This window comes from Planococcus soli (assembly GCF_016881065.1).
GTDB classification, from domain to species: Bacteria; Bacillota; Bacilli; order Bacillales_A; family Planococcaceae; genus Planococcus; species Planococcus soli.
On the sequence record NZ_WXYN01000007.1, the window covers coordinates 38,555 to 61,956 of the forward strand.

Here is a 23,402-nt window from a genome sequence, read left to right on the forward strand (position 1 = left end):
GTTTTTAGAATGGCGAAAAAAGGACACATCCACATGGAAAACGGCGAAATCATTGAATTCGAACTTTTCCCGAACGAAGCACCAAACACAGCTGCAAACTTTGAAGAGCTTGCAAACTCTGGCTTTTACAACGACGTAACATTCCACCGCGTAATTCCAGGCTTCGTAAGCCAAGGCGGCGACCCAACCGGTACTGGTGCTGGCGGCAGCGGCAAAACAATCAAATGCGAAACTGAAGGCAACCCGCATAAGCACCAAGCAGGAAGCTTATCGATGGCGCATGCCGGCAAAGACACTGGCTCAAGCCAATTCTTTATCGTTCACGCACCACAGCCGCACCTTGATGGCGTTCACACTGTATTTGGACAAGTGACTTCAGGACTTGAGACTGCCAAAGCAATGAGCAACGGCGACAAAATGACTAAAGTTCACGTCTTTGACGAAGAATAAGACTTATAAGCTTAACCAGCCTGGATCCTTGATCCAGGCCGGTTTTTTGTTTGTTTTCGGGAGATACGATCCGTCGCGCGTGAAATACGATCCGCAGCAGGACAAATACGATTCATAACAAGCTAAATACGATCCATTGCTTCTAATTTATGATTCTACCGGTAAAACACCACAAAAAAATACGCCCGCAGGCGCATTTTTTACAACACTTTGCTTAAAAACGCTTTGGTCCGCTCATGCTGCGGGTTGCCGAACAATTCCTTCGGTACGTTTTCTTCCACGATATATCCACCATCGATAAACAGTACGCGATCACCCATTTCAGCGGCAAATCCCATCTCATGCGTCACAACGACCATCGTCATTCCTTCACGCGCTAATTGCTTCATAACATCCAGTACATCCCCTACCATCTCCGGATCAAGCGCAGAAGTCGGTTCATCAAAAAGCATAATTTTCGGATCCATCGCGAGTGCGCGGGCAATGGCAACACGCTGTTTCTGGCCCCCGGACAGCTCGCCCGGATAAGCCTTCGCTTTCTCGCGCAATCCGACTTTATCCAGTAATTCGTAAGCCTTCTGCTCACTGGCTTTTCTATCGCTTTTCTTCACTTTCATCGGCGCCAGGATAACATTTTCCAGCACCGATTTATGAGGAAATAAATTAAATTGCTGGAATACCATGCCGACATCCTGACGAATTTGATTGATGTCTACTTTCGGATTCGTAATATCCACACCCTCAATGTAAACATGTCCACCCGTAATTTCTTCCAACCGGTTCAAGCAGCGAAGAAATGTGCTTTTCCCTGAACCTGATGGCCCAATCACGCAAATGACTTCTTTTTCTTCCACTACAGTGCTCATATCTTTAATGACTTCCAGGTTGCCGAATGATTTTTTTAAATTCTCTACTCTGATCATAGTCATCGTAAGACAAACTTCCTTTCTACAAAGCTCGCCAGCATGGAGAGCAAGTATATGACGACGAAGTAAATAATCCCCAGAATCAAGTACACATTAAAAGCATCAAATGTTGCACTGGCCTGAATCCGGCCTTCCTGCGTCAAATCTGCAACCCCAATGACAGACAGCAGGGACGTATCCTTTAATGAAATAATCGCCTGGTTGGTAATGGTTGGCAGCATCCGTCTGAATGCCTGCGGCAAAATGACATAGCGCATGTTCTGTGTCGAATTCAAGCCCAGAGAACGCGCCGCTTCTGTCTGCCCTTTATCAATCGACTGAATGCCTGCACGGATAATTTCCGAGAAATAGGCACCCGCATTAATGGCCACTGTGACGATTCCAGCAGTAGTACTATCTAAAGATATAAAGTCCAGCGAGTTCAAACCGAAATAGATAAAGAAGAGCTGAACGATAAATGGCGTCCCTCGTATAGCATCAACAAAGATTTTGGCAATCCAGTTCAAAATTTTCAATGGTGCCAATCTGAAAAGTGCCACAACCAAGCCGATCAGGAATCCGAAGACAATGGCAATAGCAAAAATATACAGTGTGACTTGCAGCCCTTCCATTAAGTACGGAAAAGCATTAACAATTGTATCCATACACCTATCCCCTTTACATAAAAAAATGCAGCGCACTCCTGCGCGCTGCATTCATTTTTTATTCCGCGATATACTTCGCTAGAATTTCATCATATTCTCCACTGTCGCGCAATTCCTGAAGGCCCGCATTGATCTGTTCAAGCAGCTCTGCGTTTTCGCCTTTCAATACCGCAATTCCGTATTGATCTCCAGTTAATCGTTCCCCAACAGTTTTCAAAGAAAGTTCACTTTCGGCAATTGCATAGGCAATAACCGGGTAATCTTCCAGAAGAACATCGGCATTGCCGTTTGAAACTTCCTGGAACATCGATGGGCTATCTTCGAATTGGGAAACCGTGTAACCATATTCATCTTCGTTGTCACGAGCAAATTGTGCACCCGTTGTCCCGCTCTTAACAGCTACAGTTTTCCCTTCAAGATCTTCCAAAGCCATGATGTCCGTATTGTCCTCAGCAACAACTAGAGACAATCCAGCATCAAAATATGGATCTGAAAAATCGACTACTGCTTGACGTTCTTCTGTAATACTCATTCCCGCAATGGCAACATCCAATTGGTCTGCCTGCAGTGCCGGGATGATTCCGCCAAAGTCCATCGGGTTGAATTCAATTGTAAAGCCCTGGCTATCAGCAATGGCATTGATCAAGTCAATGTCGATTCCTGTGTATTCGCCATCCACTTCAAATTCGAAAGGCGGATAGGTGGTATCGATACCCACTGTATACGTTTCTCCTTCGCTGCCGCCACCTTCGCTTGTCGTACCTTCTTCACTTTCATCAGATCCGCATGCAGCGAGCACGAGCATCATTGCAATCAATAGTGCTAATAGACTCCATTTTTTCATTAATAGTTCCCCCTTGTTTTCTTTCATCGGTCTTTCTGAATATTAATATATCACAATCTTCTCAATTTCAGAACCTTTGATAGAAAATAACCAACATTCAGCAAAAATAAATGAGGACTAAATAACCTCTTTATTGTTGGCAACTTCTCTTTTTTTCCGCAAGCGGTTAAACAGCCGGAAATTATGAACAAGAGTCTTCACAACTGCGTATGTGGGAATGGCAATCAGAATACCGACAAATCCGTACAAAGCTCCTGCAATCATCAGCAGCAGGATAATGGTCAACGGATGGATATTCAAGCGATTGCTCATGATATTTGGGGTAACCAGGTTTCCTTCAAGCTGCTGTACGATCAGTAAAACCATAATCACTTTTACCGCCATCCACATATCGCCGCTCATCAGGGCGACAAACAAGGCTGGTATAATTCCGATCAACGGACCTAAAAAAGGGACGATAATCAGGAACATCGCAAAGATGGACAAGCTGAGGGCATAATCCAATCCGATGATCAAGTAGCCAATATACATCAAAGTACCTACTACAGCAGCCACTATCGCTTGGCCGACTATGAATGCAGACAAGGTCCGATCAACATCCTTCAATAGTTTATCCCCTTCAAGCTTATGCTCTTCCGGTAAATACTTTATTAGATGCGGAACGAATTTCTCATCGTCTTTCAATAAGAAGAAGAGAACGAAAGGTACAACGATCAGGACAATCGCAATGTTCATAACCATCGTTAAAATATTCATGACGTTGCTCAGCAAGCCTTCTGAAAGATTTTCCAGGTAGTCCACAGCCCATGCTTTTATTTCAGGGCCCGTAACCCCACCCAATTGAAAACCGGAAAGCATATCGTTCGATTCCTCGGTCACTTCTTCCACTGTTGAAGGCGCAAGATTTGCCAAACTTTCGACTTGCTCCGAGATGACCGGGCCAAAGAAATAAAGCAGAATGGATAAACTTAAGATAATGGCAGTAAAGACAATTCCGATCCCGGCAATTTTAGACATGTACCGCATCAGCAATCGCACAAATGGACGCAATAGATAATAGAGTAACCCTCCGATTAGAACCGGAGCAAAAATAGTAGCGATGATGATTTGTAAGGGTTCAAAAACATAATCAATCTTTCCCAAGAAAAACAAAGTGACTGCAACGAGTAAAATCGCCGTCGTGTATTCGAAAAACGGTTTTTTAATCCACATAGTGACTCCTCCTTCCCTTCTAGAACAGGTATTTTTTGCACATAAAAAAGCGAAAGCAAAAAGAAACTTTGCTTTCGCTTTTTCCAATGCCTTTATTTATCTTCTTCAAGTTCTCGCATTTCTTTATGAGTTTGCGGGAATGCATTGGCCTGCCATTCATCACGGTAAGCAGAATCCAATTGAGACAAACCTTGTTCACTAGAGTCTTCTAAAGCACTGACGCTTTCACGCTCATCCACTTTTGAACTATTGCGCATATCGGTATCTTCTTCTACACGCACTGTGTTTTTTTCCTGGTATGCTTTGTAGACAAAAATTCCCGAAGCCGCTGCAAGTGCGCTGCCAATAAGTGTATTCATCGTTGATTTTTTCATCTGAATCCCTCCAAAAATACATGGTTTTTTTCCACTTCTACTTGTATACCCTATATATGTTTTTTTAACTAGTCCAGTGGAATTTTTTTATTCCTTCAAGATTCCAGTTGCTGCAAAGCCTTTTCTTCTGCTGGAATTCGTACGAGCAAAAGCAGAAGAGCATTGGCAATACTGAAAATCAAAGCGGTTCTCCATGCACCGAAAATGAGCGGCAATGCAGCGATCTCCATGGCAACGACAAGATAATTAGGGTGCGGAAGCCAGCGATACGGGCCTTTCTTCACTAAATCCGCTCCAGGCAGAATGAGTATTTTCGTGTTCCAAAAGCGGCCCAGAGACGTTAAAGCCCAAAAGCGAAGCAGCTGTGCGATGGCAAAAATCACTAAAAAGATTTGCCAGCCGGTTCGCAGCCCGGTGCCAGTCACCCAAGTTTCGATGATGAGTGAAACGAAGAAAAGCACATGGAGCAGGACGATCCATTTATAATGTCCAGCGCCAAATTCGATGGCACCTTGTTTTCTCATGGCTTTTTCATTAAACCGGGCATACACCACTTCCAGCAGCCGTTGCACAACGACAAGACCAATCAATAGATAAAAGAATGTCATCGCACCGAATCTCCCCATTCAAGCCATAGCATTTCCGAACTGAAACCTGGACCCAAAGCAGTAAGCAAGCCTTCCTCTCCATGCTGAGGTTTCTTTTCCATAAAGTCTTTCAGCACATACAGAACTGTAGGCGAAGACATATTGCCATACTTAGCAAGCACTGCTCTTGAAATATCCGTCTTGTCCGTTGTCAGACCAAGAGATTTTTCGTATGCGGTCAATACTTTTTTGCCGCCTGGATGAGCAATAAAATGGATAATATCCGCCGAAGACTTAGAGATTTTCTCCAAGAAGATGTTCACATTGGGCTTTAGCCATTTTTCAATGATTTTTGGAATATCGCGAGAAAAAACGACATGGAGCCCCTCATCTTTGACGTCCCAGCCCATAACATCTTCAGAGTCCCGCATTAGCGTCGATTGTGACTCTTTAATATGGAATCCTTCACCCGGCAAGCTTACTTTGTCTCCTGTCACCAAGGCACAGGCAGCACCGTCCGCAAACAGGGAAGTTCCGATCAAATTGCTTTTTGAACGATCGGAGCGCTGAAAAGTTAAACTGCAAAGTTCCAGGCAAAGAACCACTACCACAGCTTCCGGATAAGCCCGGCAATAATCATCAGCACGGCTGAGGCCTGATGCTCCCCCTGCACAACCGAGCCCCCATAAAGGAATGCGTTTTACATGCTGAGGCATCTGCAGGACATTCATGATCCGGGCATCAATCGTCGGTGTAGACATCCCGGAACTCGACACAAAGATAAAAGCATCTATATCCTCTTTATCCACCTTTGCCTCTTCCAGACACCGTGCCACAGCGCGGCTTCCCATTTTCACAGCTTCTTCCACATAAAGCTTGTTCTTTTCTTCCAGTCCCCGCTCTTCTTCAAACCAATCCAAAGGAGCAGCAAAATAGCGGCCTTCAATCTGGCCGTTTCCAAACACCTTTAAGAGCCTTTCGATGTCATTATAGTCGCCTCCGAACAAACTTCGGACCACTCCGACAATTTCTTTTTGGTCTACGTGATATGGTGCATTTTCTGTAACTACTTTTCGAATCATTGCCATCCAAATTTCCTCCTCTAAATCGTAATTTCCAAACTATATTTCTTATGCAGCAGACCAATCCTAACCTTCTGTGCGGCAAGCGCTGTGCCAGCTGTCAAGAATATTCTAAAACCACTGGATTGAGCTTCCCAATAAACTTCTGCATCCGAACCTTGTATACTGAAAGGAGAAGACTAGGAGGAAGCATATGTCGCTGAACCAACAGAAACTCGGATGGCAATTAGCCAGCTACACAGATTTTTTAAAAGCTTTACTGGAAAAACAGCAGCTACTCACTCCCGTTGCCCACCGCGGCCTGTGGAATCCTGCTCCTGAGAACTCACTTCCTGCTGTTCAGCATTGCATTGACCATCATATTTATTTAATCGAACTGGACATGCAAGTAACTAAAGACGGCCATATCGTTCTCATGCATGATACGACAGTTGACCGAACGACGAACGGCTCCGGAGAAGTTGATGAACTGACTCTATCGGAAATAAAACAATTGTCATTAAAAGAATTGAATGGCGGTCCCAACGCCAAAAACACAAAAGAAAAAGTGCCTACTCTTTTGGAAGTACTGCCGATGATTAAAGGAAAAGCCATGATCAATGCAGATAAAGCCTGGAAATTGCGGCATGAACTTTATGAACTCGTTGAGCAGCATGATCTATTTGATCATTTTCTGCTAAAAAGTGATAGGCCCATTGAGCAATTGGCCGCTTTTTTTGATTCAAATCCACGCAACATGTCATATATGCACAAGCTGAGCGACAAAAACCTTCATCAACTCGACTTGTTGCTGGAGGCCGTTTCGCCAACGGCAATCGAACTGCTCTTCTACACAGAAGATGACGAAGTCGTTTCGGATGCTGTCATTGCCAAGCTCAAGGGCCAAACGAACTTATGGGGCAACGCGCTGGATTTTGCTGAAAATGCACGGCATTCGGATTCCTTGTCTCTGCTGGATCCCGATAAAGGATGGGGCTGGTTTATCAATCGTGGCATCAGTCTGATTCAGACAGACCATCCATTGAAGTTCATGGCTTATGCAGAAAAGAAAATGAAGACAAACGAACCCGGCTGATGGTTAAGCCGGGTTCACTGCTTGCAATAAGCTTTTCACCTTTTTTCCAACCAGACTTGCTGACGCCGGATTCTGTCCGGTAACTAAGCGTCCGGACTCAATTACACAAGCGGTGAATGGCAGCTGAGCTATTTGAAATAAGGTACCCTGGTTTCTCAATGCCTGCTCCAATGAAAATGGAATATCACTGTACATCCCCATCATTTTTTCCTCCAAATCTGAAAATCCCGTCACAACATGCCCTGCCAACAGGTTTCGGCCATTGGATAAATGAATGTTCTGCAAAGCGCTCTGCCCGTGGCAAACGGCGGCGACCACACCACCTCTTTCATATATGGTAGCCGTCAGTTCCTGCAATTCACGGTGATTTGGAAAATCGATCATTGCACCATGTCCTCCTGCAAAAAATATCGCGGAGTAGTCCCGGCTTTCGACCTGCTCCGGTATCAGCGGTCTTTTCAATTTGTCCATCAGCCCGTCGGCCAAATAATACTGGCGGGTTTGCTTATGGACTACCGCTTCCATCAAACTTAACGGATCAATCGGAATTCGGGCAGGGGCAGTGCTGATAATATCCACTTTGAAATCATCCTTGATTTCATGGTAGAAATCGGTCAATTCCCTCAGCCAAAGCCCCGTTTTTCTGTCTCTGACTCCAATGTGGGCTGAGTTCGTCGCGACAATCAAGATTTTTTTCATGACAGTCTCCTTTCGCCTCAATTTAGCGTATTTCCTCTTTTATTCCCTGTCCTTCCTAAAACTACTCTCCAGCTATTTTTTAATCATTATTTTATTTTATATAACATTTTATTGTTACTATTTACTTTTCAATGTGGTAAAATGAGATCAAATAGGGAGGGATAGATATGAAGACTTTATTGTCTTTATTAGCTGCTGTCATCCTCGTGCTCAGTTCTTTTTCGTCTCCCGCCAAAGCGATTGTTTTGTTTGATGATGTATTTGCCAATCATCCGTTCGCTTTTGAAATCGCTTACCTGTATGAGGAAGGGATCATCAATGGTTATCCTGATGGAACCTTCAGACCAAACGATCCTGTTACCCGGGCTCATGCTGTCGCCATGATCGGACGTGCCTTGAACCTGGATGACACATCACGCTCCACCGGCTTTAGGGACGTACCTGCGAGCCATCCTTTTTCCGGTTATATTGCTTCTGCTGTTGAAGAAGAGATCGTTGTTGGGTTCCCGAACAATTATTTCCGCCCTGATTGGACGGTCACCCGTGCTCAGACAGTCACTATACTGGATAGAGCCTTCTATTTCCCTGAAGCACCAGACAATAATTTCCGCGACATGAGGGAAAATCATTTTGCGTTTGATGCTGTCTCAAGACTTGCTTACCAAGGCGTCGCGCGCGGTTATCCGGACAACACTTTCCGTCCCGATATTCCTGTTACACGCGCTCAGTTTTCTGCGTTCCTCGCCCGTGCAATCGAGCCGTCTTTCATTCCTGAAAAACAGGAACTGCTGATGACAGCCAATGAAATTTTGGCGGATTTGCAAGCTGAAGATTTTGGTGATGTGGCAGCCTTTGTCAGCTCTTCGGATGGATTGACCCTCTGCCCTTACAGCGGCGGCTGTATTGATAATGGCGGGGTCACTTTTACCAAAGCCCAGCTGCCAGGATTTATGAACGACCCCAATGATTACTTATGGGGCTATCAGGACGGCAGCGGTTTTGAAATCAATTTGACACCTGCTGAGTACTACAATGCTTACTTGATGGATACAGATGCGACCTATACTGCCAAAGAACGCTATGGGCGGACTATCCAGCCAACTACGCATGAGTTTATTCACCGCCTGTATCCCGAAGCGACCATTGTTGAGTTCTATTTCCCTGGCACAGCTCAGTATGACCAAATGGACTGGCAAAGCCTGAACATGGTATTCGAGAAAAACAGCAACGGTGACTGGGTATTGGTGGCGATTGTTAATGATCGCTGGACTGTCTAACTCTGAAAAAAGACCCGGCATTTTAGTTGCCGGGTCTTTCTTTGTCTTCCTTTATTTTTTTCAAAAGCGCTGTTAAAGCCTCTTCAAACTTCTCGTTGTCTTCGGCTCGCCTTTTTTTCGGCCCCTTCATCCTGCCTCCGCCTTGACGGATTTTTTTGGCAACGTGTCGGCCGTGGAGCAATTGTTCAATGTTTTCATCAGAGTAGACGCGGCCGTTCTGGTCAATCGGAATGCCGCGCTTGGCAAGAACCATTGCCGCCAGTCCATAATCCTGGGTAACAACAATATCTCCGTTTGCCACACGGTTGACCAGGACAAAGTCAACGGCATCCGCTCCTTTTGACACCGTAATCGTTTCCGCCCCTTCCCGATGCATTTCATGGGAAGTATCGCATATCAAAATGACCGGCAAGCGGTAAGCTTTAGCCAAATCGATGGTTTGCCCGACTACCGGACAGCCGTCTGCATCAATAAGAATTTTAACCATTACTCGTTCGCTCCTTTCGCCAGTCTATCCACCAATTTCTCGGCTGCTCTCCGGTAAAGATTGCTGGTATGCACCAGTGACGCAATGAGCAATACCTGCTCCAGCTCCTCTGCGTCCTCGTCATCCGCCGTTTGTTTGGAAGCTTCTGCCACTTGCTTCTCCAGTGCATCCGCGAAAATCTCCGTATTGCCTTGCTGAAGCTTTAGATAACTTTGGTAAAACCGCTCCAGGTCCAGCTCTTTTTGTGCTGCCTTTTCATTAATGCCATTCAATACCAGCTTGACGTCATTGATCGATAACGCACTTTTCATCTGGTAAATCAAACTGATCAGCATAATGTGGTTGCGGCTGTACTTTTTGTTTTGAACTGGATAAAACAATTTTCCTTTTGCGTAATTGTTGATCATGGTTTTGGTCAGGATTTTTTCGTCCGGATGCCGTTTCGATTCGGAAAAATTGGATTCGAATAGTTGAATAACCTGGTCAATATACAGGTCGATCTTCGGAATATCTTCCGGCAAAACCTGATTGTGAAAAGCCATCTCCTCGATGATGCTATTTGCTTTTTCCATATACATTCACACTCCCTCAGCCGTTTCATACTCGTTATTTTACATCACCATCAAGTTTTCTCCAAACTTGACTCTATTTATCGATGCGAGTATCGTTATATGTAGTTTCAATAACTACATATAACGAGGAGCTGTTTCACATGAACGCATATATCCGAGAACCCTTTAACGCCTTATCCCATTTGGCAGGTGCTGTATTGTCACTGGCTGCACTTTTAGCAATGGTCATCAAAGCGGCCTATGCCAATGAACCTTTCTTGCACGTTGCCGCAGTCGCCATTTTTGGCATCAGCCTCATTTTGCTGTATACAGCTTCGACGATTTACCATTCGGCCCTTTCACAGCCTTACATTATTGCATTCTTACGGAAACTGGATCACTCGATGATTTTCGCTTTAATTGCAGGCTCATACGCACCCTTTTGCCTGATCGCTCTTGGCGGAACACTCGGCTGGACACTATTTTCGCTTGTCGCCATTTTGGGACTGAGCGGCATCTTCTTTAAGATGGTCTGGTTTCATTCTCCGAGATGGCTGTCGACTGCCATCTATATCGCCATGGGCTGGATCATTATTTTCGCTGTCGTTCCGCTTTCAGACAGCATGTCCCTAACCGGCTTGCTGCTGCTTGTAGCAGGTGGGGTTTTCTATACAGTGGGCGGAATCGTTTATGGATTAAAACCCGATTTCCTCTCTTCCAAGTATTTGGGCTTTCATGAAATCTTCCACCTCTTCATCCTGTTCGGCAGCCTCTGCCATTTCTTAGCGGTTTATTTTTATGTGCTGTAACAAGAAAAGCGGAAGCGCCCGTGTAGATTCGACGGGCATAAGACGCTCCGGGAGATTCGACAGGCATAATGATATGATAGGAGCTAACTCACCTGAAAGGGGCATATCTATGAAAAATTTAAATTCTAATCAAACTGAAATGGCAGAAGTTTTATACAGTGCCTACCAAAACGGACACACCATAGCTAAAGATCAGATACCAGCTGCGTTAGAGAAGAACCCCGCATACGCAATCCAGCACGCTGTTACTGCAAACAAAACAAGCAAGGGCCAGGAAGAATTGAAGGGCTATAAAATCAGCTTAACAAGCAAAGAGACCCAGAATCTTTTTCAATCGGAAACCCCGCTGTACGGGGCTCTTACCACTTCTGCTTTATCGAATGGCGTTATCGAACTTGATTCGTTATCTTCCCCATTAATCGAAATCGAGTTGATTTTTATCGCCAAGGAAGATTTGTCTGCGGCTGACGATGTTCATGCGTTGCTAGAAAAAACCCAAATCGCTCCAGGGATTGAAGTTCCGGATTCCCGCTTTGACGACTGGTTTCCTAAGATCACACTTGGACAAGTGATCGCCGATAGTGCAGTGGCTGGAAAGATCATCATGGGCCGGCCACTCGACAATATCCGTTACCGCCAATTGGAGAATTTGGCTGGCACCTTAACGTTGAACGGCAAAGAAATTGCTGCGGGCAGTTCCTCTGAAGTGCTGGATCATCCCATCCATGCAGTTAAATGGCTCGCCAACGAACTAGCTGAGCACGGGTTGGCTATCAAAAAAGGCATGGCCATTTCATCCGGCACTTTCATTTTGCCAAAACCTCTTGAAAAAGGACTTTACGAAGCCAGCTACGGGGAGCTTGGCTCGGTAACCTTGACCGTCGAATAACAAAAGTGGTGCACAATTTTCTTTGTGCACCACTTTTTCTATATTGCTATTTTTTAATGAGAAGACCCCTGTTCCTTGGGCATCATCCACATATAGTAAAAGACAATGAGGATGACAAAAATGCCAAGCATCAAATACAGATTTGAATAGCCCGCGATTCCTGCAAGGACTCCGAGTGACACTGAACCTACCGCAATGCCGCTGTCGTATAAAGCAAAAAAGGTTCCTGTGGCATAGCCGCTGCGATGCTTATCAGCCGCCTGAATGGCCAGGGTTTGGAAGCTCGGCAGCAAGGTCCCGTAGCCAAGACCCACCAGTGCACCTGAAGCCAGCAGCATCCATGAAGATTCCGTAAAACTCAACGATATTAATCCCACTCCGAAAATAATTATGGAAGGAATGATGACCACGCTCGGACCTACGGCGTCAAACAATCTCCCGGTAAGCGGCCGCACAACAAGCATAGCGATCGCATATACCACAAAGAAAAAGCTCGCTGCTTTGATGAGTCCAAGCGATTCTGCATAAACGGAAATAAACGTCAGGATACTGGCATAAGCAAACGAAATGAAAAAGCCGACACTGGCAATCGGCAACGATTTTTTCTCCAAAAAATCGTTAATCGTCAGTTTATGCTTGCCACTTTTCACAACCAGCTCTTCTTCCACTTTAACACCTAAGGCACATAGGAAACCGATCACCATAATAACGGCGAGTACAATAAAAACAATCTGCGCCGGCATATAAAGCTGAAGCGTTAACGCAATAAACGGCCCTGCAACTACTGCCAGATTCATGGCAATGCCATAGTAGCCCAAGCCTTCTCCGCGCCTCTCTGGCGGAATGATGTCCGCTGCGATGGCGCCGGCTACGGTCGTGACCAAACTAAACCAGATGCCCTGAAAAAAGCGCAGCAGCAAAAGCACTGCAAAACTACCGACAAACACATAAAACACGGTACTGACGGTAAACAAAAAGAGCGCAATAATCAGGATTTTTTTCTTCCCGAACTTCTCCAAAATCATGCCCGCAAAAAAACGCATGATGATGGCAGACAGCAGGAAAATTGAAACCGCCACTCCACCTTCAGCAGCGGTACCGCCTAAATCGTTCAAGACATACAGCGGCATAAACGTCAGCAGCGCATAGAAAACCACAAAAATGAAAAACGTACTGATTGAAATATTAATAAAACTTTTTGTCCAAATTGGTCTTTTTTCAGCCATTCCTTACATCCTTTTCTTCAGAACCCGTCATTCCTATTTTTTTCAGCAACACAAGCAACTGTTCTTTTTCTTCATCCGTCAAACTGGAAACCAGTCTCGCTTCTGTCTGCCGAATCCGCTCTTCAATATCCGGCAGTTTTTGTTCAGCAAAAGGGGATAGCTGAACAATCCGTTCACGCTTGTCTTTTCCTTCACGGCGAACGATCCACCCGCTTTTCTCGAGGCGGACAATTGTTCTTGTCACAGTCGGTGCCTCGACATTTAAATACTGCCAGATTTCTTTCTGTGTCATCGAACCAAATTGATTGAGGCAAAATAATATAGACCACTGGGAACTGTATAAATCAAACTCCTTAAGGGCTTCGTTTACTTCCTTGATGGATAAACGGGATTTTTGATGGATCTCGTGAAACAGCAGGTTTCTCATGCTTTTCATCCTCGCAATTTATTTACTTAGGTAAGTGTATAACCATTTAATTTCTTTGTAAAGAAAAGCATTTCGACTCTCAAAAAAAGCCATCTCCATGGGGAGACGACTTTTCTTCTTGTATTAAATTAGAAACCCTTGTTTTTTTGCATCAAACAACAGTTCTTCGCGGAATTTCGGGTGTGCGATGGCTGCCAAGCGCTTGGCGCGTTCCGAAATGGACACTCCATGCAACCGGGCTACTCCATATTCAGTGACAATATTGTCTACGTCATTTTTGCCGGTAGTCACCACTGATCCTGGCGTAAGGTTCAATTTGATACGCGACAAGCTATCGTCTTTCGCAGTCGATGGCATGCAAATATAACCTTTGCCATTTTCTGCGAACCGGACGCCGCGCGCAAAATCAACTTGTCCGCCGCTTGATGAATAATATTTGCCGCCGACCGTCTCAGACGCACATTGACCGAACAAATCCACTTCGGTGGTCGAGTTGATAGAGACAATATTCTTTTCTTTAGCAATTTCCCTTGGATCGTTGACGACGCTCACCGGCTGAAATTCAACGGCCGGGTTGTTATTGATAAAGTTGTACAGATTTTTAGACCCAAAAGCGAAAGTTGCAACAATTTTCCCGGGATTCGTAAACTTCCGTGTTCCATCTACTGCACCGGCAGCTACCAGGTTTGCGACGCCGTCCGGCAGCATTTCCGTATGGATTCCTAGGTGGCGGTGGTCTTTTAACATGCTGATAACCGCATTGGGAACAGCACCGATTCCAATCTGCAACGTATCGCCGTCTTGAATATCCTGAATGATCGAAGAAGCAATCAGCAGATCCTTATCGCTGGCTTCGAGGACTCGCTCTTCCGATAGAGCGGCATGATGCTGCACATATCCGGAAATTTGGCTGATATGAATTTGATTTCGTCCGAATGTCCGCGGCATCTGGTCATTCACTTCCAAAATGAACGGCACTTTCCCAATGAAATCAGCAATATAATCGGCTTGCGTTCCCAAAGTGAAATAACCATGTTCATCCATGGGCGAAGCCACTGTCAAAATCATCGACATCTTAGTGACTTTTTGAAGCATGCGCGGCATTTCATGAAAATTGTTTGGAACGAGATCCATCTTCGCCTGCTGGTAAACTTTTCGCGTAGCCCCGCTCAAAAAATACGAAACATGCTTTAACTGCTCTATTTCGCCTTGTATGTAAGAACGTGAACGCAATGCCAGCATTTGATGGACTTTCACCCCGTCCAATTGCTCGGCGTTTTCTTCCAATATATCCAGAAGGCGAATCGGTTCCCCATTGGCAATCGGGATGATCAGATCCGCTTTCGAATCGATTAAATCAATAACTTCCTGTGGCGTTAATTCTTTCCCCATTTTATGTCCTCCCCTAGTGTGCTGTTATGCTACAACTTTATCATATATTGTGCAGACCCTATTATTTCCTAAATTTATGCACTATTCCGCGTTTTTCATCCAAATAAAAAAACCGTCAGTTTTTCTGACGGTTACGATTTTTTAAAGCAAAAACAACACCGGCCAAGCCGAATAATGCCATCAGTGCCCATAAGATTACTAAAATAATGGAGCCTATTCCATCAGACCCCTCTAATACAGCAATTAGCTGTAAAGTGAAGAAAGCCAGGCTGATTAAAGCAATTGCACCGAAATAAAGGATTCGTGCCTTAAAACTAAAATTCTTCATGTTTTTGACTCCTTTGGTTTTCATAGTTTTCGAAGCAAAGCACTTTATCATTCTCTGCAATTTATCCTACTCTGTCTACTTTTACCTTTTAGGACAAGTCTAAACGTCCGAGACACTGCTATATTTAGCTGAATTAAAAAATTATTCTGTTTCAGTTCAACTTGTGCAGGCTTATTTATTTGATAAGAAACTTCGTACGGCTGTAGCCCTCTTTTGATTTTTCGACTTCCAGAATAGCTGGGATTGCTGCTTTCAGTTCCTGGACATGGGAAATGACCCCAATCATCCGGCCGGATTTTTGCAGATCAATCAAGGTCTCAATCGATTTGTTGAGTGATTCTTCATCAAGCGAACCGAATCCCTCATCGATGAACATTGTATCAATCGACACATTGCCTTGGAAGCTTTGAATGACATCTGCCATTCCGAGTGCCAAACATAGCGATGCATTGAATTTTTCCCCGCCTGACATAGTTTTTACATCACGCGTCTGCCCCGTATAGGCATCGTAGACATCCAACCCGAGCCCGCTTTGTTTGCCGCGCGCTTCCTGGCGGTCGCTGCGGATCAAGTGAAATTGGCCATTTGATAAATTCTTCAATCGTTCATTGGCCGATAGGATGATCTGCTCCAAATATTCGATTTGCAGATAGCGTTCAAATGAAATCTTCAAGCCGTTCTGTCCGCGGATCATGTCATAGAGATCGGCAATCCGGTTTAAAGTTTGCTCAGCTTCAAGCGCTTTCCCGATCACCTCATGAATGCTGTCAATCAAGCCCAATCCAGCCTTTTCAAAGTCCTGTGAACGATTACGCTCTGCCAGTGCTTGCTCGTAAGCAGCCTTTAGTTCCACTAGCTCCACTTCCGCCTCGCTTAAGTCCCTGCGGCTTTGAGATGCCAGCAGCTCTTCAAGTTCGCTGACTTGCTGCAATAACGTATGGCGGGTTTGGTTGAACTCCAGAACCTCTTTTTTCAAAGCAGTAAATACTGTTTCTGCCATTTTAGCCTGCTGATAAGCTTCTTCAGAATCAAATGACGATTTTGCCAAAGCCTCCGCAAACTGCTGTTGAGCTCGTTCTCTTTTTTGTGCTATTTCTTCTGCCGTATCTTTGGCATGCTGCACAGAAACCAGGGCACTTGCCAAGCGTTCTTTCGAATGTTGAAACTGCTCCTGTGCGCTGGTCCAGCTTTGCTCCAATTGTTGTTTGCGTGAAGCAGCTTGCTGCAGCTGTTGTTTCAAGACAGTAAGCTCCCGTAAATCTTCTGGCACAGCAGCCAATTGGTTTTCAAAAACGGCTTTGGACGTTTCGTAGGAAGATTGCTGTTTCTGCACTTCTTCCGCCAATCCACGTTTATTTTGCTCTGATTGTTCAATCCTGCGCACACAACCAGCCAATTGTTCTTTCCAGTTCCGCAACTCAAGTTTTACCCTCTGCTGTTCTTTTATATGTTCGGTTAACTGGCGTTTGGTTTGTTCCAGCCCACGTGACTGTTCTTCTGCCTGTTCTGGAACCAGTTCCAGGTTTATGAGTTCTTTTTCTTTGTTTTCCAATTGCTCCTGCAAAGCGAACAGTTTAGCTGACGCATTGCGATATTCTCTATCAACTGCATCAAAATCGGATTTTGCAGCTTCTACTTGTTCTTTTGACACCGCTTGTTTTTCGCTCTTCAAGCTGACTCCTGGATGATCCACGCTGCCGCAAACTGGACAGGCTTCCCCATCGTGCAACTGGGCAGCTAAAATATGCGCCTGGTTGGAAAACCATTGCGCTTCCAGCTGGCGATAAGAACCGTCTGCCTGTTCAAAAGCCATTCTTTTCGCTTCCTGACTGGTTTCTTGCTGTTGCCTTTGCTGCTTGAGCACAAGGTACTCAGCAGCTACGCGGGATTTCTCTGTGACAACTGATAGCTCCTGCTGTGTTTCAACAGATGATTCCAGAAAAACTTCCAATTGGGCGACTTTTCCATCCAATTTCTGCTTGTCTTCTTTTTGGATGCTGTATTCTTCTTCTACTTGCTTAAAACGAGCTTCTGATTGCTGCGAAATTTTCTCAAGACGTTCCAGATTCTCTTTTTTCTGGCTTAACTCCTGAATTGCCGGGGACAGCTTTTCCAGGTAAGTGATCTTTTCACGCAGCTCGTCCCGCTCGCCCTGAAGTTCTTTTTCTTTCATAAACAACTGCTCGGCAGCAAGCTTTGCTTGTTCCGACTGCTGCTGCTGATGTATTGCTGACGTAAGCGCTTCTTTTTTCTCCAATTCATTGGTTTGCAATTCCTGGAATAGGCTTTCAACACCGGCAATGTAACTGGCGCGTTCCGCCAACTGCAGAGCAGTTTCTTTTTCTGCATACTGCGGCAGCTGCTGTTCAATCTGCTCGAGCTGCTGTTTTTTTATGTCCAGTTCGCCAAAGCGGTCGTTCCACTTTTTCGCCTCATGATAAGCATTCAACTTGTCTGCATGCAGCCCATACACTGCCTGGTATTTCTGTTCATCCAAACCGATCTTTTGCTTGTAATAGACAATCTCTTTTTGAAGACCGTCAAGCACCTGGTTGATGTTCATATGCTCCCGGCCCAACACGTCAAAAAGCTCCGAATCACGTTCCGGCAAGGAAGAGGTGATTCGTTGGACATAGCTGCCCAAAACATGCTGTTCGCGCTCAAAGAGTTTGGCAGCAGCATCCTTCTTTTGCTTGAGGCGTTCACTGATCAGCTTATAAGGCTCTGTTTTAAAAATTTTGCGGAGAATCTCTTCTTTGTTGTCTGTTTCAGACGTCAGCAGCTTGCGGAATTCGCCTTGCGGCAGCATGACGATCTGGCTGAATTGGTTTTGTGTCAGACCAAGAATCTCTTCAACACGCCGATTGATTTCCGAGACAATCTGCCGTTCGACACAAGGTTTTTCCCCTTCCGCGTTGCGCTCAAAAAACTCGTAGCGTTCGCCGGTTGCGCTTTTATTGCCTTTTTTCACATGGCCCATCTGACGAAGAATCCGGTAAATCTTGCCGTGAATTTCAAATTCCATTTCAACACAGGTGTGCATTGCATCATCTGCAAAATCACTTCTTAGAATACGTGATTCGCTGCGGTCAGAACCGCTGGCTGAGCCGTATAAGGCAAAGCAGATGCCATCAAAAATGGTGGTTTTCCCTGAACCGGTACTGCCCGAAATGACGAACAGCTGATTTCCCTGTAAATCAGCAAAATCAATTTCCTCGGTATTTTTATAGGGACCGAATGCGGTCATTTTCAATTTTAAAGGCCTCATGATTTCACCTCTTCTTTGCCGGCCGGCTCCTCATGCAGAAACTCCTGAAGTACGTCCTCAAAAATTTTGGCTGTTTCATCTGTCGCTTTTTCGCCTTTCACTTCTTCGTAAAAGGCATGAAACAAGGATAGTGAATCCATTTTCCGACGTGAGCCTGCTTCTGTTTGAGTCATGCCTCCCGAAAAGTTTCTGCGTTCCACATGCATGGCGTTCGGGTACACTGAACGCACTTTTTCCATCGGAAACAGCACAGGAGCGTCATCCAATAAAGTCACGAAAACAAAATCATCGCTGATTTCATGACGCAAAATTTCATCTATCGTGCCTTCGACGGTCCGCATATTGCGTCTTGGTGAGAATAGGCGCTTCGTTACTGACACTTTGCCTTCTGCATCCATCTCAACAATATGGAAGCCTTTTTGGTGATGCTCTTCTGAAATCGAATATTTTAAAGGCGATCCTGAATAGCGGATCGTTTCATTCAGCACGTAATGGGCTTTATGCAAATGGCCGAGCGCAGTGTAATGAAACCCTTCGAAATGGCTGGCCTCCACATGCTCTGCTCCGCCAATCGACAGCGGCCGTTCAGAATCGCTGGTATTCTCTTCTTGTTCGCCATGCGGCGTCACAAAAGCATGCCCCACAAACACATGGCGGGCTTGTGGATCAAAAGTGCTCTTGATATTTTCTGTGATGGCTTTCATCGCGTCGTTATGGGTGCGGATGGCATCATCTTCAAACTCATAGCGGACCATCGACGGATCGGTGTAAGGAATCAGATGGAAATGGACTTCCCCAAAGGGATCAGCCAGAACAACCGCTTGATGTTCTTTGTGGACGTGTCCAGCAATATGGATTTCGTTCATTTTCATCAGCCTGCTGCCAAAATTCAACCTTCCAGGGCTGTCATGGTTTCCTGCCACTGCCAAGACCGGTGTCTTCAATTCCAGCACGATTTTCGCCAGTACCTCATCTAATAAATTGACGGCGTCGGTTGGCGGTACTGCGCGATCATAAAGGTCTCCAGCAATGATAACCGCATCTGGCCGCTCTTCTTTTATGGCATCTATGAATTGTTCAAGAACTATCTGCTGTTCTTCTGTCATGTAAATTCCCTGCACCAGCTTGCCTAAATGCCAGTCGGCGGTATGAAAAAACTTCATCGTATTGCTCCTTTCTCGACTTGCAAAAGAATATATGTTCGTTCCATTATACACGATACTGTCTGCTTGTTTAAATTGTCTTCATGTTCTATAATAAGAACAAACGTTCTTATTATAGGGAGGGAAACTCATGAAAGCACAAATCCTAAAGGCTTTTAAATACCAGCAGCTTATCGACATGATGTACATGGCTAACGATGGAAGCATCAGCAAACGACGCATCAAAGTTTTGAAAGTCCAAGGAGATTCGTTCCAGGCCTATTGTTTTCTGCGACGCAAGAAACGCACCTTTAAAATGGAGAATGTGCTTTCACTGATGCCCGTTATCCATAAAGAACGCCAGATCATTTAAGCCTATCCGCCCTTATGATACACTGAAAGAAATGTTTTTTGGAGGGTGAAATGATGAGATTAACTGTTTATCTTGCTGGAGAAATCCACAGTGCATGGCGCGAAGAAATTAAGAAAAAGTCAGCAGCTTTGGACTTGCCGATCGATTTTGTCGGACCGATGGAAGTTCACGAACGCTCGGATAATATCGGTGAAGATATTCTCGGTGCACAGGTTGATGCTATCGCTAAGGACCAAGCCGCTTCCAGCTTCAACAATCTGCGTACAGGCGTCCTGATGCACAAAGCCGATTTGGTCATCGCCCTTTTTGGCGAGCAGTACAAGCAATGGAACACGGCAATGGATGCCAGTACAGCGCTTGCTTCCGGCAAACCCGTCATTATCATCCGACCGGAGAAATTACACCACCCATTAAAGGAACTGTCACGAAAAGCGAACGCAACAGTCGAAACTTGTGACCAGGCAATCAAAGCATTGGCTTATATTGTCGAATAAAAACAGCGCTTCTTCACCTTAAAAGATAGGATGAGGAGAAAGGTTGTTAACAGCGAGTAAGCATAGGCTCAAGTCAAATTCGCCAGATTTCTTAGCATCCGACGCGGAAGTTAAGAGATGATTCTTTAAGTTCACCTTATCCTTCTGCATCGCTTTGTGCCAATAAAAAAAAGCCCCACGGGGCTTTTTTTTATTGGTACCAGCTTCCGACTATCGGATAGTCGAATTGTTCGTTGTTGAGCGCTCTGATAATCCCCATAATTGGAATGATGATGCCCATCAGTCCGAATACGATCAGCATCGGAATTCCGATGATGAAAACAATCAGCAAGCTCGAGACGAAAATCAACACCCCTAAAGCCAGTTGGAACAATAGCGCCTGGATTGACAGCTTCTTCACTTCTTTGTCTTGTGAAATCAGAAACACAATCACAGGAACAAGGAACGGAGCGAAAAACGCACTGGCATGGACAAGTATTTTCAAGCCTGTATTTTCCATCATGCAACCCTCCAGTCAAATCTTTCTTATACTTAACATACGGATGGCTGACAATAAAGTTTCATATTTTATTGGCTGATACTTAAAACAACTTTGCCGAATTGGCTGCCGGAAGCTAAATGATCAAAGGCTTCCTGCGCTTGGTCCATCGGAAATGCTTTGTCGATGACCGGCCGCATAGTAGTTGCTTCCATATGTTTCAGCATGTCTCGCAACTCTTCCCGGCTTCCCATAGTCGAACCAAATAATTGGTATTGCCCGTAAAAGAATTGGCGAAGATTGAAATCGACATTGTCTTCTGTAGTAGCTCCGAAAATGACAATCCGCCCGCCTTTTTTCAAAACCTCAAGTGAGCGGTTAAAGGTTGCTCCTCCAACGCTGTCGATGACGAGATCAATCTTCTCATCAGCCAATTCCTTCACCCAATCGCTGTCAGTGGGAATGGCCAGATCGGCGCCAATCTTTTCCGCGTGCTGGCGTTTTTCCTCACTGCGGGACGTGACAATCACTCTTGCTCCCACACTTTTGGCGAATTGGATCAAGAACGTCGCAACTCCGCTGCCGGCACCTGGAATAAACAAAGTGTCGCCTTTTTTCAACTGCCCTTTCGTGAACAAGGAGCGATATCCGGTAACCCCTGGCAAAGCCAGACTGCCCGCCTCTTCCCAAGTCAGATAATGGGGCTTCTTTTCCAATTGATCAGCAGATATAGCAATTTTTTCAGCAAAGGTCCCATGGTCGGGCATGCCCAAAATATCGAATTCCGGAGGAGGTGCTTCGCTGTTTGTATACCAGCGCAATGCTGGATTAATGATAACCGCATCTCCAGCAGTAAAGTCGATGACATCTTCACCCACGGACTCCACTGTACCAGCCCCATCGGAACCAATGATCAAGGCTGCGGGATTATCCCCGTAGCGTTTGATCAAGCCCAAATCCCTGCGGTTTATGCCAGCAGCTTCCAGGGACACGACGACCTCTCCCGGTTTCGCTTTGGGTTCTTCCATCTCTTTCAGCTTCAACTCACCGGATTCTATTACGAATGCTTTCAATCCCATCACCCTTCCTTAAAGTATTCACTGAATAATTCCAATTGCGTTTTGCTGACAATATCTTGCGAAAATAACGGAACATAAACGAGTTTTTGTTTTGGAAAAGTTTCTTCAATCTGCTGCATGTATTTTTTTTCGTGCTTTTTCCGTTCCATTAAAAATTCCCCATCGGCCTCTTTTGGCAAGACTTTGTTAATAATGAGCGTATTCACATGAAGATGGTAATTATGCAGCAGATCCAACGCTTTTTTTGTTTCCAAAATGGGCAGCCGTTCCGGATTCAGCACAAAGATAAATCCGGTCTTCTGTTCATCAAGCAGGAGATCCCGTGCTTTTGAAAAACGCTCCTGCCGTTCTCTCAACACATCATAAATCGGATCTTCACGCGGTTCGCCATCGTTCAGCAGCTGTGTATAATTGGCATTTGTCTTGCGGCGCTTTTCAAGAAGCCCTTCAATCCAGACCCCCATCAATTCCGGCAAAGTCAAAAGCCTTATGGTGTGCCCCGTTGGTGCAGTGTCAAAGACCAATTTATCGAAGTTCTGGCGCTCTTCCAAAATAATGTGTATCAGCTTATCGAATAATGCGGCTTCATCTGCTCCGGGAGAAGCTTTGGCTGTATCCAATTGGCGGTTTACTTCTTCCATCATACTGGAGTGGACGGTTCCTTTAATATTGGCTTTTACTGTTTTAATGTAATTATCCGTTTCAATTTCCGGATCAATTTCAAGCGCATAGAGATTGTCAGCGATTGCTTTCGTCTTGCCGCCAATTTTTTGATTGAAGATATCCCCTACATTATGGGCTGGATCCGTTGAGATCAACAATGTCTTATTGCCATCTTTGGCTGATCGCCAAGCAATGGCCGCAGCTGATGTCGATTTTCCAACACCGCCTTTTCCTCCAACAAAAATGATGCTTTTTGATAATACATCCATACTATTCCCTCATTCCTAAAGAAACTAACAGCAGCGAATGCCAGTTAACGGCGATTTGTCCATGCCCATACGCAAATGCCAGTCATGGAATTCTTCAATCATATACGGATACAATTCCAGGGTGTAGTAATACACCGGATTTGGTATCCCCAGCATCTCCGAGTAAAGCATGAGGAGAAAAAGATCGTCTTCATCCCGAAGTTCACGGGCAATTTCAGTGCGATGCGGCAATTCAAGGACGGCCTCATAAAAAGCGATCAACTGTTTTAATTTGTCGAACACCAACATATCAGCACCTCTTCCTTTTAAAAACGGAAGGGACCACAAACTGCATGATCCCTTGGCCGTCTTCCTATT

27 protein-coding genes are annotated in these 23,402 nt (G+C 45.1%); 7 read left to right on the forward strand and 20 right to left on the reverse strand.

Features of this window, described 5'->3' with window-relative positions; translation table 11 throughout:
- Positions 1 to 9 precede the first annotated feature (9 nt).
- Positions 10 to 450 (forward strand): peptidylprolyl isomerase, encoded by a 441-nt coding sequence (locus tag GJB59_RS02520; RefSeq protein WP_142827393.1) that lies wholly within the window; start codon positions 10 to 12, stop codon positions 448 to 450.
- Positions 451 to 650: 200 nt separating this feature from the next.
- Here GJB59_RS02520 and GJB59_RS02525 read toward each other — a convergent pair whose 3' ends face one another.
- From GJB59_RS02525 to GJB59_RS02555, 7 genes are all read right to left on the reverse strand, one after another.
- The gene (locus GJB59_RS02525) at positions 651 to 1,379 is read right to left on the reverse strand and encodes an amino acid ABC transporter ATP-binding protein (RefSeq protein ID WP_142827394.1); all 729 of its coding nucleotides are present in this window, start codon (positions 1,377 to 1,379) and stop codon (positions 651 to 653) included.
- Entirely contained in the window at positions 1,376 to 2,020 is a 645-nt protein-coding gene (locus GJB59_RS02530) for an amino acid ABC transporter permease (protein ID WP_142827395.1), read from the reverse strand. The genes GJB59_RS02525 and GJB59_RS02530 overlap by 4 nt, the downstream gene beginning before the upstream one ends.
- A 58-nt stretch (positions 2,021 to 2,078) precedes the next feature.
- The gene (locus GJB59_RS02535) at positions 2,079 to 2,864 is read right to left on the reverse strand and encodes a transporter substrate-binding domain-containing protein (protein WP_142827396.1); all 786 of its coding nucleotides are present in this window, start codon (positions 2,862 to 2,864) and stop codon (positions 2,079 to 2,081) included.
- A gap of 117 nt (positions 2,865 to 2,981) precedes the next feature.
- Positions 2,982 to 4,076 carry an AI-2E family transporter gene (locus GJB59_RS02540; RefSeq protein WP_142827397.1) on the reverse strand — a complete coding sequence of 365 codons (1,095 nt, stop codon included), beginning with the start codon at positions 4,074 to 4,076 and terminating at the stop codon, positions 2,982 to 2,984.
- A gap of 92 nt (positions 4,077 to 4,168) precedes the next feature.
- A complete protein-coding gene (locus GJB59_RS02545) occupies positions 4,169 to 4,450 on the reverse strand; it encodes a hypothetical protein (RefSeq protein ID WP_142827398.1) in 282 nt (93 codons plus the stop codon).
- 95 nt (positions 4,451 to 4,545) lie between these two features.
- Positions 4,546 to 5,058 carry an isoprenylcysteine carboxyl methyltransferase family protein gene (locus GJB59_RS02550; RefSeq protein ID WP_142827399.1) on the reverse strand — a complete coding sequence of 171 codons (513 nt, stop codon included), beginning with the start codon at positions 5,056 to 5,058 and terminating at the stop codon, positions 4,546 to 4,548.
- Positions 5,055 to 6,125 (reverse strand): type III polyketide synthase, encoded by a 1,071-nt coding sequence (locus tag GJB59_RS02555; protein WP_142827400.1) that lies wholly within the window; start codon positions 6,123 to 6,125, stop codon positions 5,055 to 5,057. Before GJB59_RS02555 ends, GJB59_RS02550 begins: the two co-directional genes overlap by 4 nt.
- 187 nt (positions 6,126 to 6,312) lie before the next feature.
- On the opposite strand from GJB59_RS02555, the gene GJB59_RS02560 reads away from it, so the two are divergent.
- Complete coding sequence (locus GJB59_RS02560) at positions 6,313 to 7,194, forward strand: glycerophosphodiester phosphodiesterase family protein (protein WP_142827401.1); 882 nt, start codon at positions 6,313 to 6,315, stop codon at positions 7,192 to 7,194.
- A 3-nt stretch (positions 7,195 to 7,197) separates the two neighbouring features.
- Here the strand turns inward: GJB59_RS02560 and GJB59_RS02565 are convergent, their stop codons facing one another.
- Positions 7,198 to 7,893 carry a type 1 glutamine amidotransferase domain-containing protein gene (locus GJB59_RS02565; RefSeq protein WP_142827402.1) on the reverse strand — a complete coding sequence of 232 codons (696 nt, stop codon included), beginning with the start codon at positions 7,891 to 7,893 and terminating at the stop codon, positions 7,198 to 7,200.
- Between the two features lie 167 nt (positions 7,894 to 8,060).
- On the opposite strand from GJB59_RS02565, the gene GJB59_RS02570 reads away from it, so the two are divergent.
- Positions 8,061 to 9,170, forward strand: a complete 1,110-nt coding sequence (locus tag GJB59_RS02570; protein ID WP_142827403.1) for an S-layer homology domain-containing protein — start codon at positions 8,061 to 8,063, stop codon at positions 9,168 to 9,170.
- 22 nt (positions 9,171 to 9,192) lie between these two features.
- On the opposite strand, the gene GJB59_RS02575 is transcribed toward GJB59_RS02570, so the two are convergent.
- Positions 9,193 to 9,657, reverse strand: a complete 465-nt coding sequence (locus GJB59_RS02575) for a YaiI/YqxD family protein (RefSeq protein ID WP_142827404.1) — start codon at positions 9,655 to 9,657, stop codon at positions 9,193 to 9,195.
- On the reverse strand, positions 9,657 to 10,229 hold the full coding sequence (locus tag GJB59_RS02580; RefSeq protein WP_142827405.1) for a DUF1836 domain-containing protein: 573 nt from the start codon (positions 10,227 to 10,229) through the stop codon (positions 9,657 to 9,659). The genes GJB59_RS02575 and GJB59_RS02580 overlap by 1 nt, the downstream gene beginning before the upstream one ends.
- 140 nt (positions 10,230 to 10,369) lie before the next feature.
- On the opposite strand from GJB59_RS02580, the gene trhA reads away from it, so the two are divergent.
- Together trhA and GJB59_RS02590 are read left to right on the forward strand one after the other, a co-directional pair.
- A complete protein-coding gene (gene trhA / locus GJB59_RS02585) occupies positions 10,370 to 11,017 on the forward strand; it encodes a PAQR family membrane homeostasis protein TrhA (RefSeq protein ID WP_142827406.1) in 648 nt (215 codons plus the stop codon).
- A 109-nt stretch (positions 11,018 to 11,126) separates the two neighbouring features.
- Positions 11,127 to 11,906, forward strand: coding sequence for a 2-keto-4-pentenoate hydratase (locus GJB59_RS02590; protein ID WP_142827407.1), 780 nt, complete (start codon positions 11,127 to 11,129; stop codon positions 11,904 to 11,906).
- Between the two features lie 53 nt (positions 11,907 to 11,959).
- Here GJB59_RS02590 and GJB59_RS02595 read toward each other — a convergent pair whose 3' ends face one another.
- From GJB59_RS02595 to GJB59_RS02620, 6 genes are all read right to left on the reverse strand, one after another.
- Positions 11,960 to 13,132 (reverse strand): MFS transporter, encoded by a 1,173-nt coding sequence (locus GJB59_RS02595; protein ID WP_142827408.1) that lies wholly within the window; start codon positions 13,130 to 13,132, stop codon positions 11,960 to 11,962.
- The gene (locus tag GJB59_RS02600; RefSeq protein WP_142827409.1) at positions 13,125 to 13,559 is read right to left on the reverse strand and encodes a MarR family winged helix-turn-helix transcriptional regulator; all 435 of its coding nucleotides are present in this window, start codon (positions 13,557 to 13,559) and stop codon (positions 13,125 to 13,127) included. Before GJB59_RS02600 ends, GJB59_RS02595 begins: the two co-directional genes overlap by 8 nt.
- Before the next feature lie 123 nt (positions 13,560 to 13,682).
- Positions 13,683 to 14,951 carry an acetyl-CoA hydrolase/transferase family protein gene (locus GJB59_RS02605; RefSeq protein WP_142827410.1) on the reverse strand — a complete coding sequence of 423 codons (1,269 nt, stop codon included), beginning with the start codon at positions 14,949 to 14,951 and terminating at the stop codon, positions 13,683 to 13,685.
- Positions 14,952 to 15,066: 115 nt separating this feature from the next.
- Positions 15,067 to 15,279, reverse strand: a complete 213-nt coding sequence (locus GJB59_RS02610; protein WP_142827411.1) for a hypothetical protein — start codon at positions 15,277 to 15,279, stop codon at positions 15,067 to 15,069.
- Positions 15,280 to 15,454: 175 nt separating this feature from the next.
- On the reverse strand, positions 15,455 to 18,547 hold the full coding sequence (locus GJB59_RS02615) for an SbcC/MukB-like Walker B domain-containing protein (protein WP_142827412.1): 3,093 nt from the start codon (positions 18,545 to 18,547) through the stop codon (positions 15,455 to 15,457).
- Positions 18,544 to 19,710 carry an exonuclease SbcCD subunit D gene (locus tag GJB59_RS02620; protein WP_142827413.1) on the reverse strand — a complete coding sequence of 389 codons (1,167 nt, stop codon included), beginning with the start codon at positions 19,708 to 19,710 and terminating at the stop codon, positions 18,544 to 18,546. The genes GJB59_RS02615 and GJB59_RS02620 overlap by 4 nt, the downstream gene beginning before the upstream one ends.
- A gap of 130 nt (positions 19,711 to 19,840) precedes the next feature.
- Here GJB59_RS02620 and GJB59_RS02625 point away from each other — a divergent pair, with 130 nt between their 5' ends.
- Both GJB59_RS02625 and GJB59_RS02630 read left to right on the forward strand, forming a co-directional pair.
- Positions 19,841 to 20,062 (forward strand): transcriptional regulator, encoded by a 222-nt coding sequence (locus GJB59_RS02625; RefSeq protein ID WP_142827414.1) that lies wholly within the window; start codon positions 19,841 to 19,843, stop codon positions 20,060 to 20,062.
- Between the two features lie 53 nt (positions 20,063 to 20,115).
- Positions 20,116 to 20,556 (forward strand): YtoQ family protein, encoded by a 441-nt coding sequence (locus GJB59_RS02630; RefSeq protein ID WP_142827415.1) that lies wholly within the window; start codon positions 20,116 to 20,118, stop codon positions 20,554 to 20,556.
- Positions 20,557 to 20,746: 190 nt separating this feature from the next.
- On the opposite strand, the gene GJB59_RS02635 is transcribed toward GJB59_RS02630, so the two are convergent.
- The 4 genes from GJB59_RS02635 to GJB59_RS02650 form a co-directional block, all read right to left on the reverse strand.
- Positions 20,747 to 21,055 carry a magnetosome magnetite crystal formation protein family gene (locus GJB59_RS02635; RefSeq protein WP_142827416.1) on the reverse strand — a complete coding sequence of 103 codons (309 nt, stop codon included), beginning with the start codon at positions 21,053 to 21,055 and terminating at the stop codon, positions 20,747 to 20,749.
- Between the two features lie 68 nt (positions 21,056 to 21,123).
- The gene (locus GJB59_RS02640; RefSeq protein ID WP_142827417.1) at positions 21,124 to 22,107 is read right to left on the reverse strand and encodes a quinone oxidoreductase family protein; all 984 of its coding nucleotides are present in this window, start codon (positions 22,105 to 22,107) and stop codon (positions 21,124 to 21,126) included.
- Between the two features lie 5 nt (positions 22,108 to 22,112).
- A complete protein-coding gene (locus GJB59_RS02645) occupies positions 22,113 to 23,045 on the reverse strand; it encodes an ArsA family ATPase (protein ID WP_142827418.1) in 933 nt (310 codons plus the stop codon).
- Between the two features lie 24 nt (positions 23,046 to 23,069).
- Positions 23,070 to 23,333, reverse strand: coding sequence for a cory-CC-star protein (locus tag GJB59_RS02650; protein ID WP_006829350.1), 264 nt, complete (start codon positions 23,331 to 23,333; stop codon positions 23,070 to 23,072).
- Between the last annotated feature and the right edge of the window lie 69 nt (positions 23,334 to 23,402).

Excerpts from the sequence above, each read along its gene's own strand:
- GJB59_RS02520 (WP_142827393.1), top strand. The coding sequence starts at position 10 with ATGGCGAAAAAAGGACACATCCACATGGAAAACGGCGAAATCATTGAA.
- GJB59_RS02525 (WP_142827394.1), bottom strand. The coding sequence starts at position 1,379 with ATGACTATGATCAGAGTAGAGAATTTAAAAAAATCATTCGGCAACCTG.
- GJB59_RS02530 (WP_142827395.1), bottom strand. The coding sequence starts at position 2,020 with ATGGATACAATTGTTAATGCTTTTCCGTACTTAATGGAAGGGCTGCAA.
- GJB59_RS02535 (WP_142827396.1), bottom strand. The coding sequence starts at position 2,864 with ATGAAAAAATGGAGTCTATTAGCACTATTGATTGCAATGATGCTCGTG.
- GJB59_RS02540 (WP_142827397.1), bottom strand. The coding sequence starts at position 4,076 with ATGTGGATTAAAAAACCGTTTTTCGAATACACGACGGCGATTTTACTC.
- GJB59_RS02545 (WP_142827398.1), bottom strand. The coding sequence starts at position 4,450 with ATGAAAAAATCAACGATGAATACACTTATTGGCAGCGCACTTGCAGCG.
- GJB59_RS02550 (WP_142827399.1), bottom strand. The coding sequence starts at position 5,058 with ATGACATTCTTTTATCTATTGATTGGTCTTGTCGTTGTGCAACGGCTG.
- GJB59_RS02555 (WP_142827400.1), bottom strand. The coding sequence starts at position 6,125 with ATGGCAATGATTCGAAAAGTAGTTACAGAAAATGCACCATATCACGTA.
- GJB59_RS02560 (WP_142827401.1), top strand. The coding sequence starts at position 6,313 with ATGTCGCTGAACCAACAGAAACTCGGATGGCAATTAGCCAGCTACACA.
- GJB59_RS02565 (WP_142827402.1), bottom strand. The coding sequence starts at position 7,893 with ATGAAAAAAATCTTGATTGTCGCGACGAACTCAGCCCACATTGGAGTC.
- GJB59_RS02570 (WP_142827403.1), top strand. The coding sequence starts at position 8,061 with ATGAAGACTTTATTGTCTTTATTAGCTGCTGTCATCCTCGTGCTCAGT.
- GJB59_RS02575 (WP_142827404.1), bottom strand. The coding sequence starts at position 9,657 with ATGGTTAAAATTCTTATTGATGCAGACGGCTGTCCGGTAGTCGGGCAA.
- GJB59_RS02580 (WP_142827405.1), bottom strand. The coding sequence starts at position 10,229 with ATGGAAAAAGCAAATAGCATCATCGAGGAGATGGCTTTTCACAATCAG.
- trhA (WP_142827406.1), top strand. The coding sequence starts at position 10,370 with ATGAACGCATATATCCGAGAACCCTTTAACGCCTTATCCCATTTGGCA.
- GJB59_RS02590 (WP_142827407.1), top strand. The coding sequence starts at position 11,127 with ATGAAAAATTTAAATTCTAATCAAACTGAAATGGCAGAAGTTTTATAC.
- GJB59_RS02595 (WP_142827408.1), bottom strand. The coding sequence starts at position 13,132 with ATGGCTGAAAAAAGACCAATTTGGACAAAAAGTTTTATTAATATTTCA.
- GJB59_RS02600 (WP_142827409.1), bottom strand. The coding sequence starts at position 13,559 with ATGAGAAACCTGCTGTTTCACGAGATCCATCAAAAATCCCGTTTATCC.
- GJB59_RS02605 (WP_142827410.1), bottom strand. The coding sequence starts at position 14,951 with ATGGGGAAAGAATTAACGCCACAGGAAGTTATTGATTTAATCGATTCG.
- GJB59_RS02610 (WP_142827411.1), bottom strand. The coding sequence starts at position 15,279 with ATGAAGAATTTTAGTTTTAAGGCACGAATCCTTTATTTCGGTGCAATT.
- GJB59_RS02615 (WP_142827412.1), bottom strand. The coding sequence starts at position 18,547 with ATGAGGCCTTTAAAATTGAAAATGACCGCATTCGGTCCCTATAAAAAT.
- GJB59_RS02620 (WP_142827413.1), bottom strand. The coding sequence starts at position 19,710 with ATGAAGTTTTTTCATACCGCCGACTGGCATTTAGGCAAGCTGGTGCAG.
- GJB59_RS02625 (WP_142827414.1), top strand. The coding sequence starts at position 19,841 with ATGAAAGCACAAATCCTAAAGGCTTTTAAATACCAGCAGCTTATCGAC.
- GJB59_RS02630 (WP_142827415.1), top strand. The coding sequence starts at position 20,116 with ATGAGATTAACTGTTTATCTTGCTGGAGAAATCCACAGTGCATGGCGC.
- GJB59_RS02635 (WP_142827416.1), bottom strand. The coding sequence starts at position 21,055 with ATGGAAAATACAGGCTTGAAAATACTTGTCCATGCCAGTGCGTTTTTC.
- GJB59_RS02645 (WP_142827418.1), bottom strand. The coding sequence starts at position 23,045 with ATGGATGTATTATCAAAAAGCATCATTTTTGTTGGAGGAAAAGGCGGT.
- GJB59_RS02650 (WP_006829350.1), bottom strand. The coding sequence starts at position 23,333 with ATGTTGGTGTTCGACAAATTAAAACAGTTGATCGCTTTTTATGAGGCC.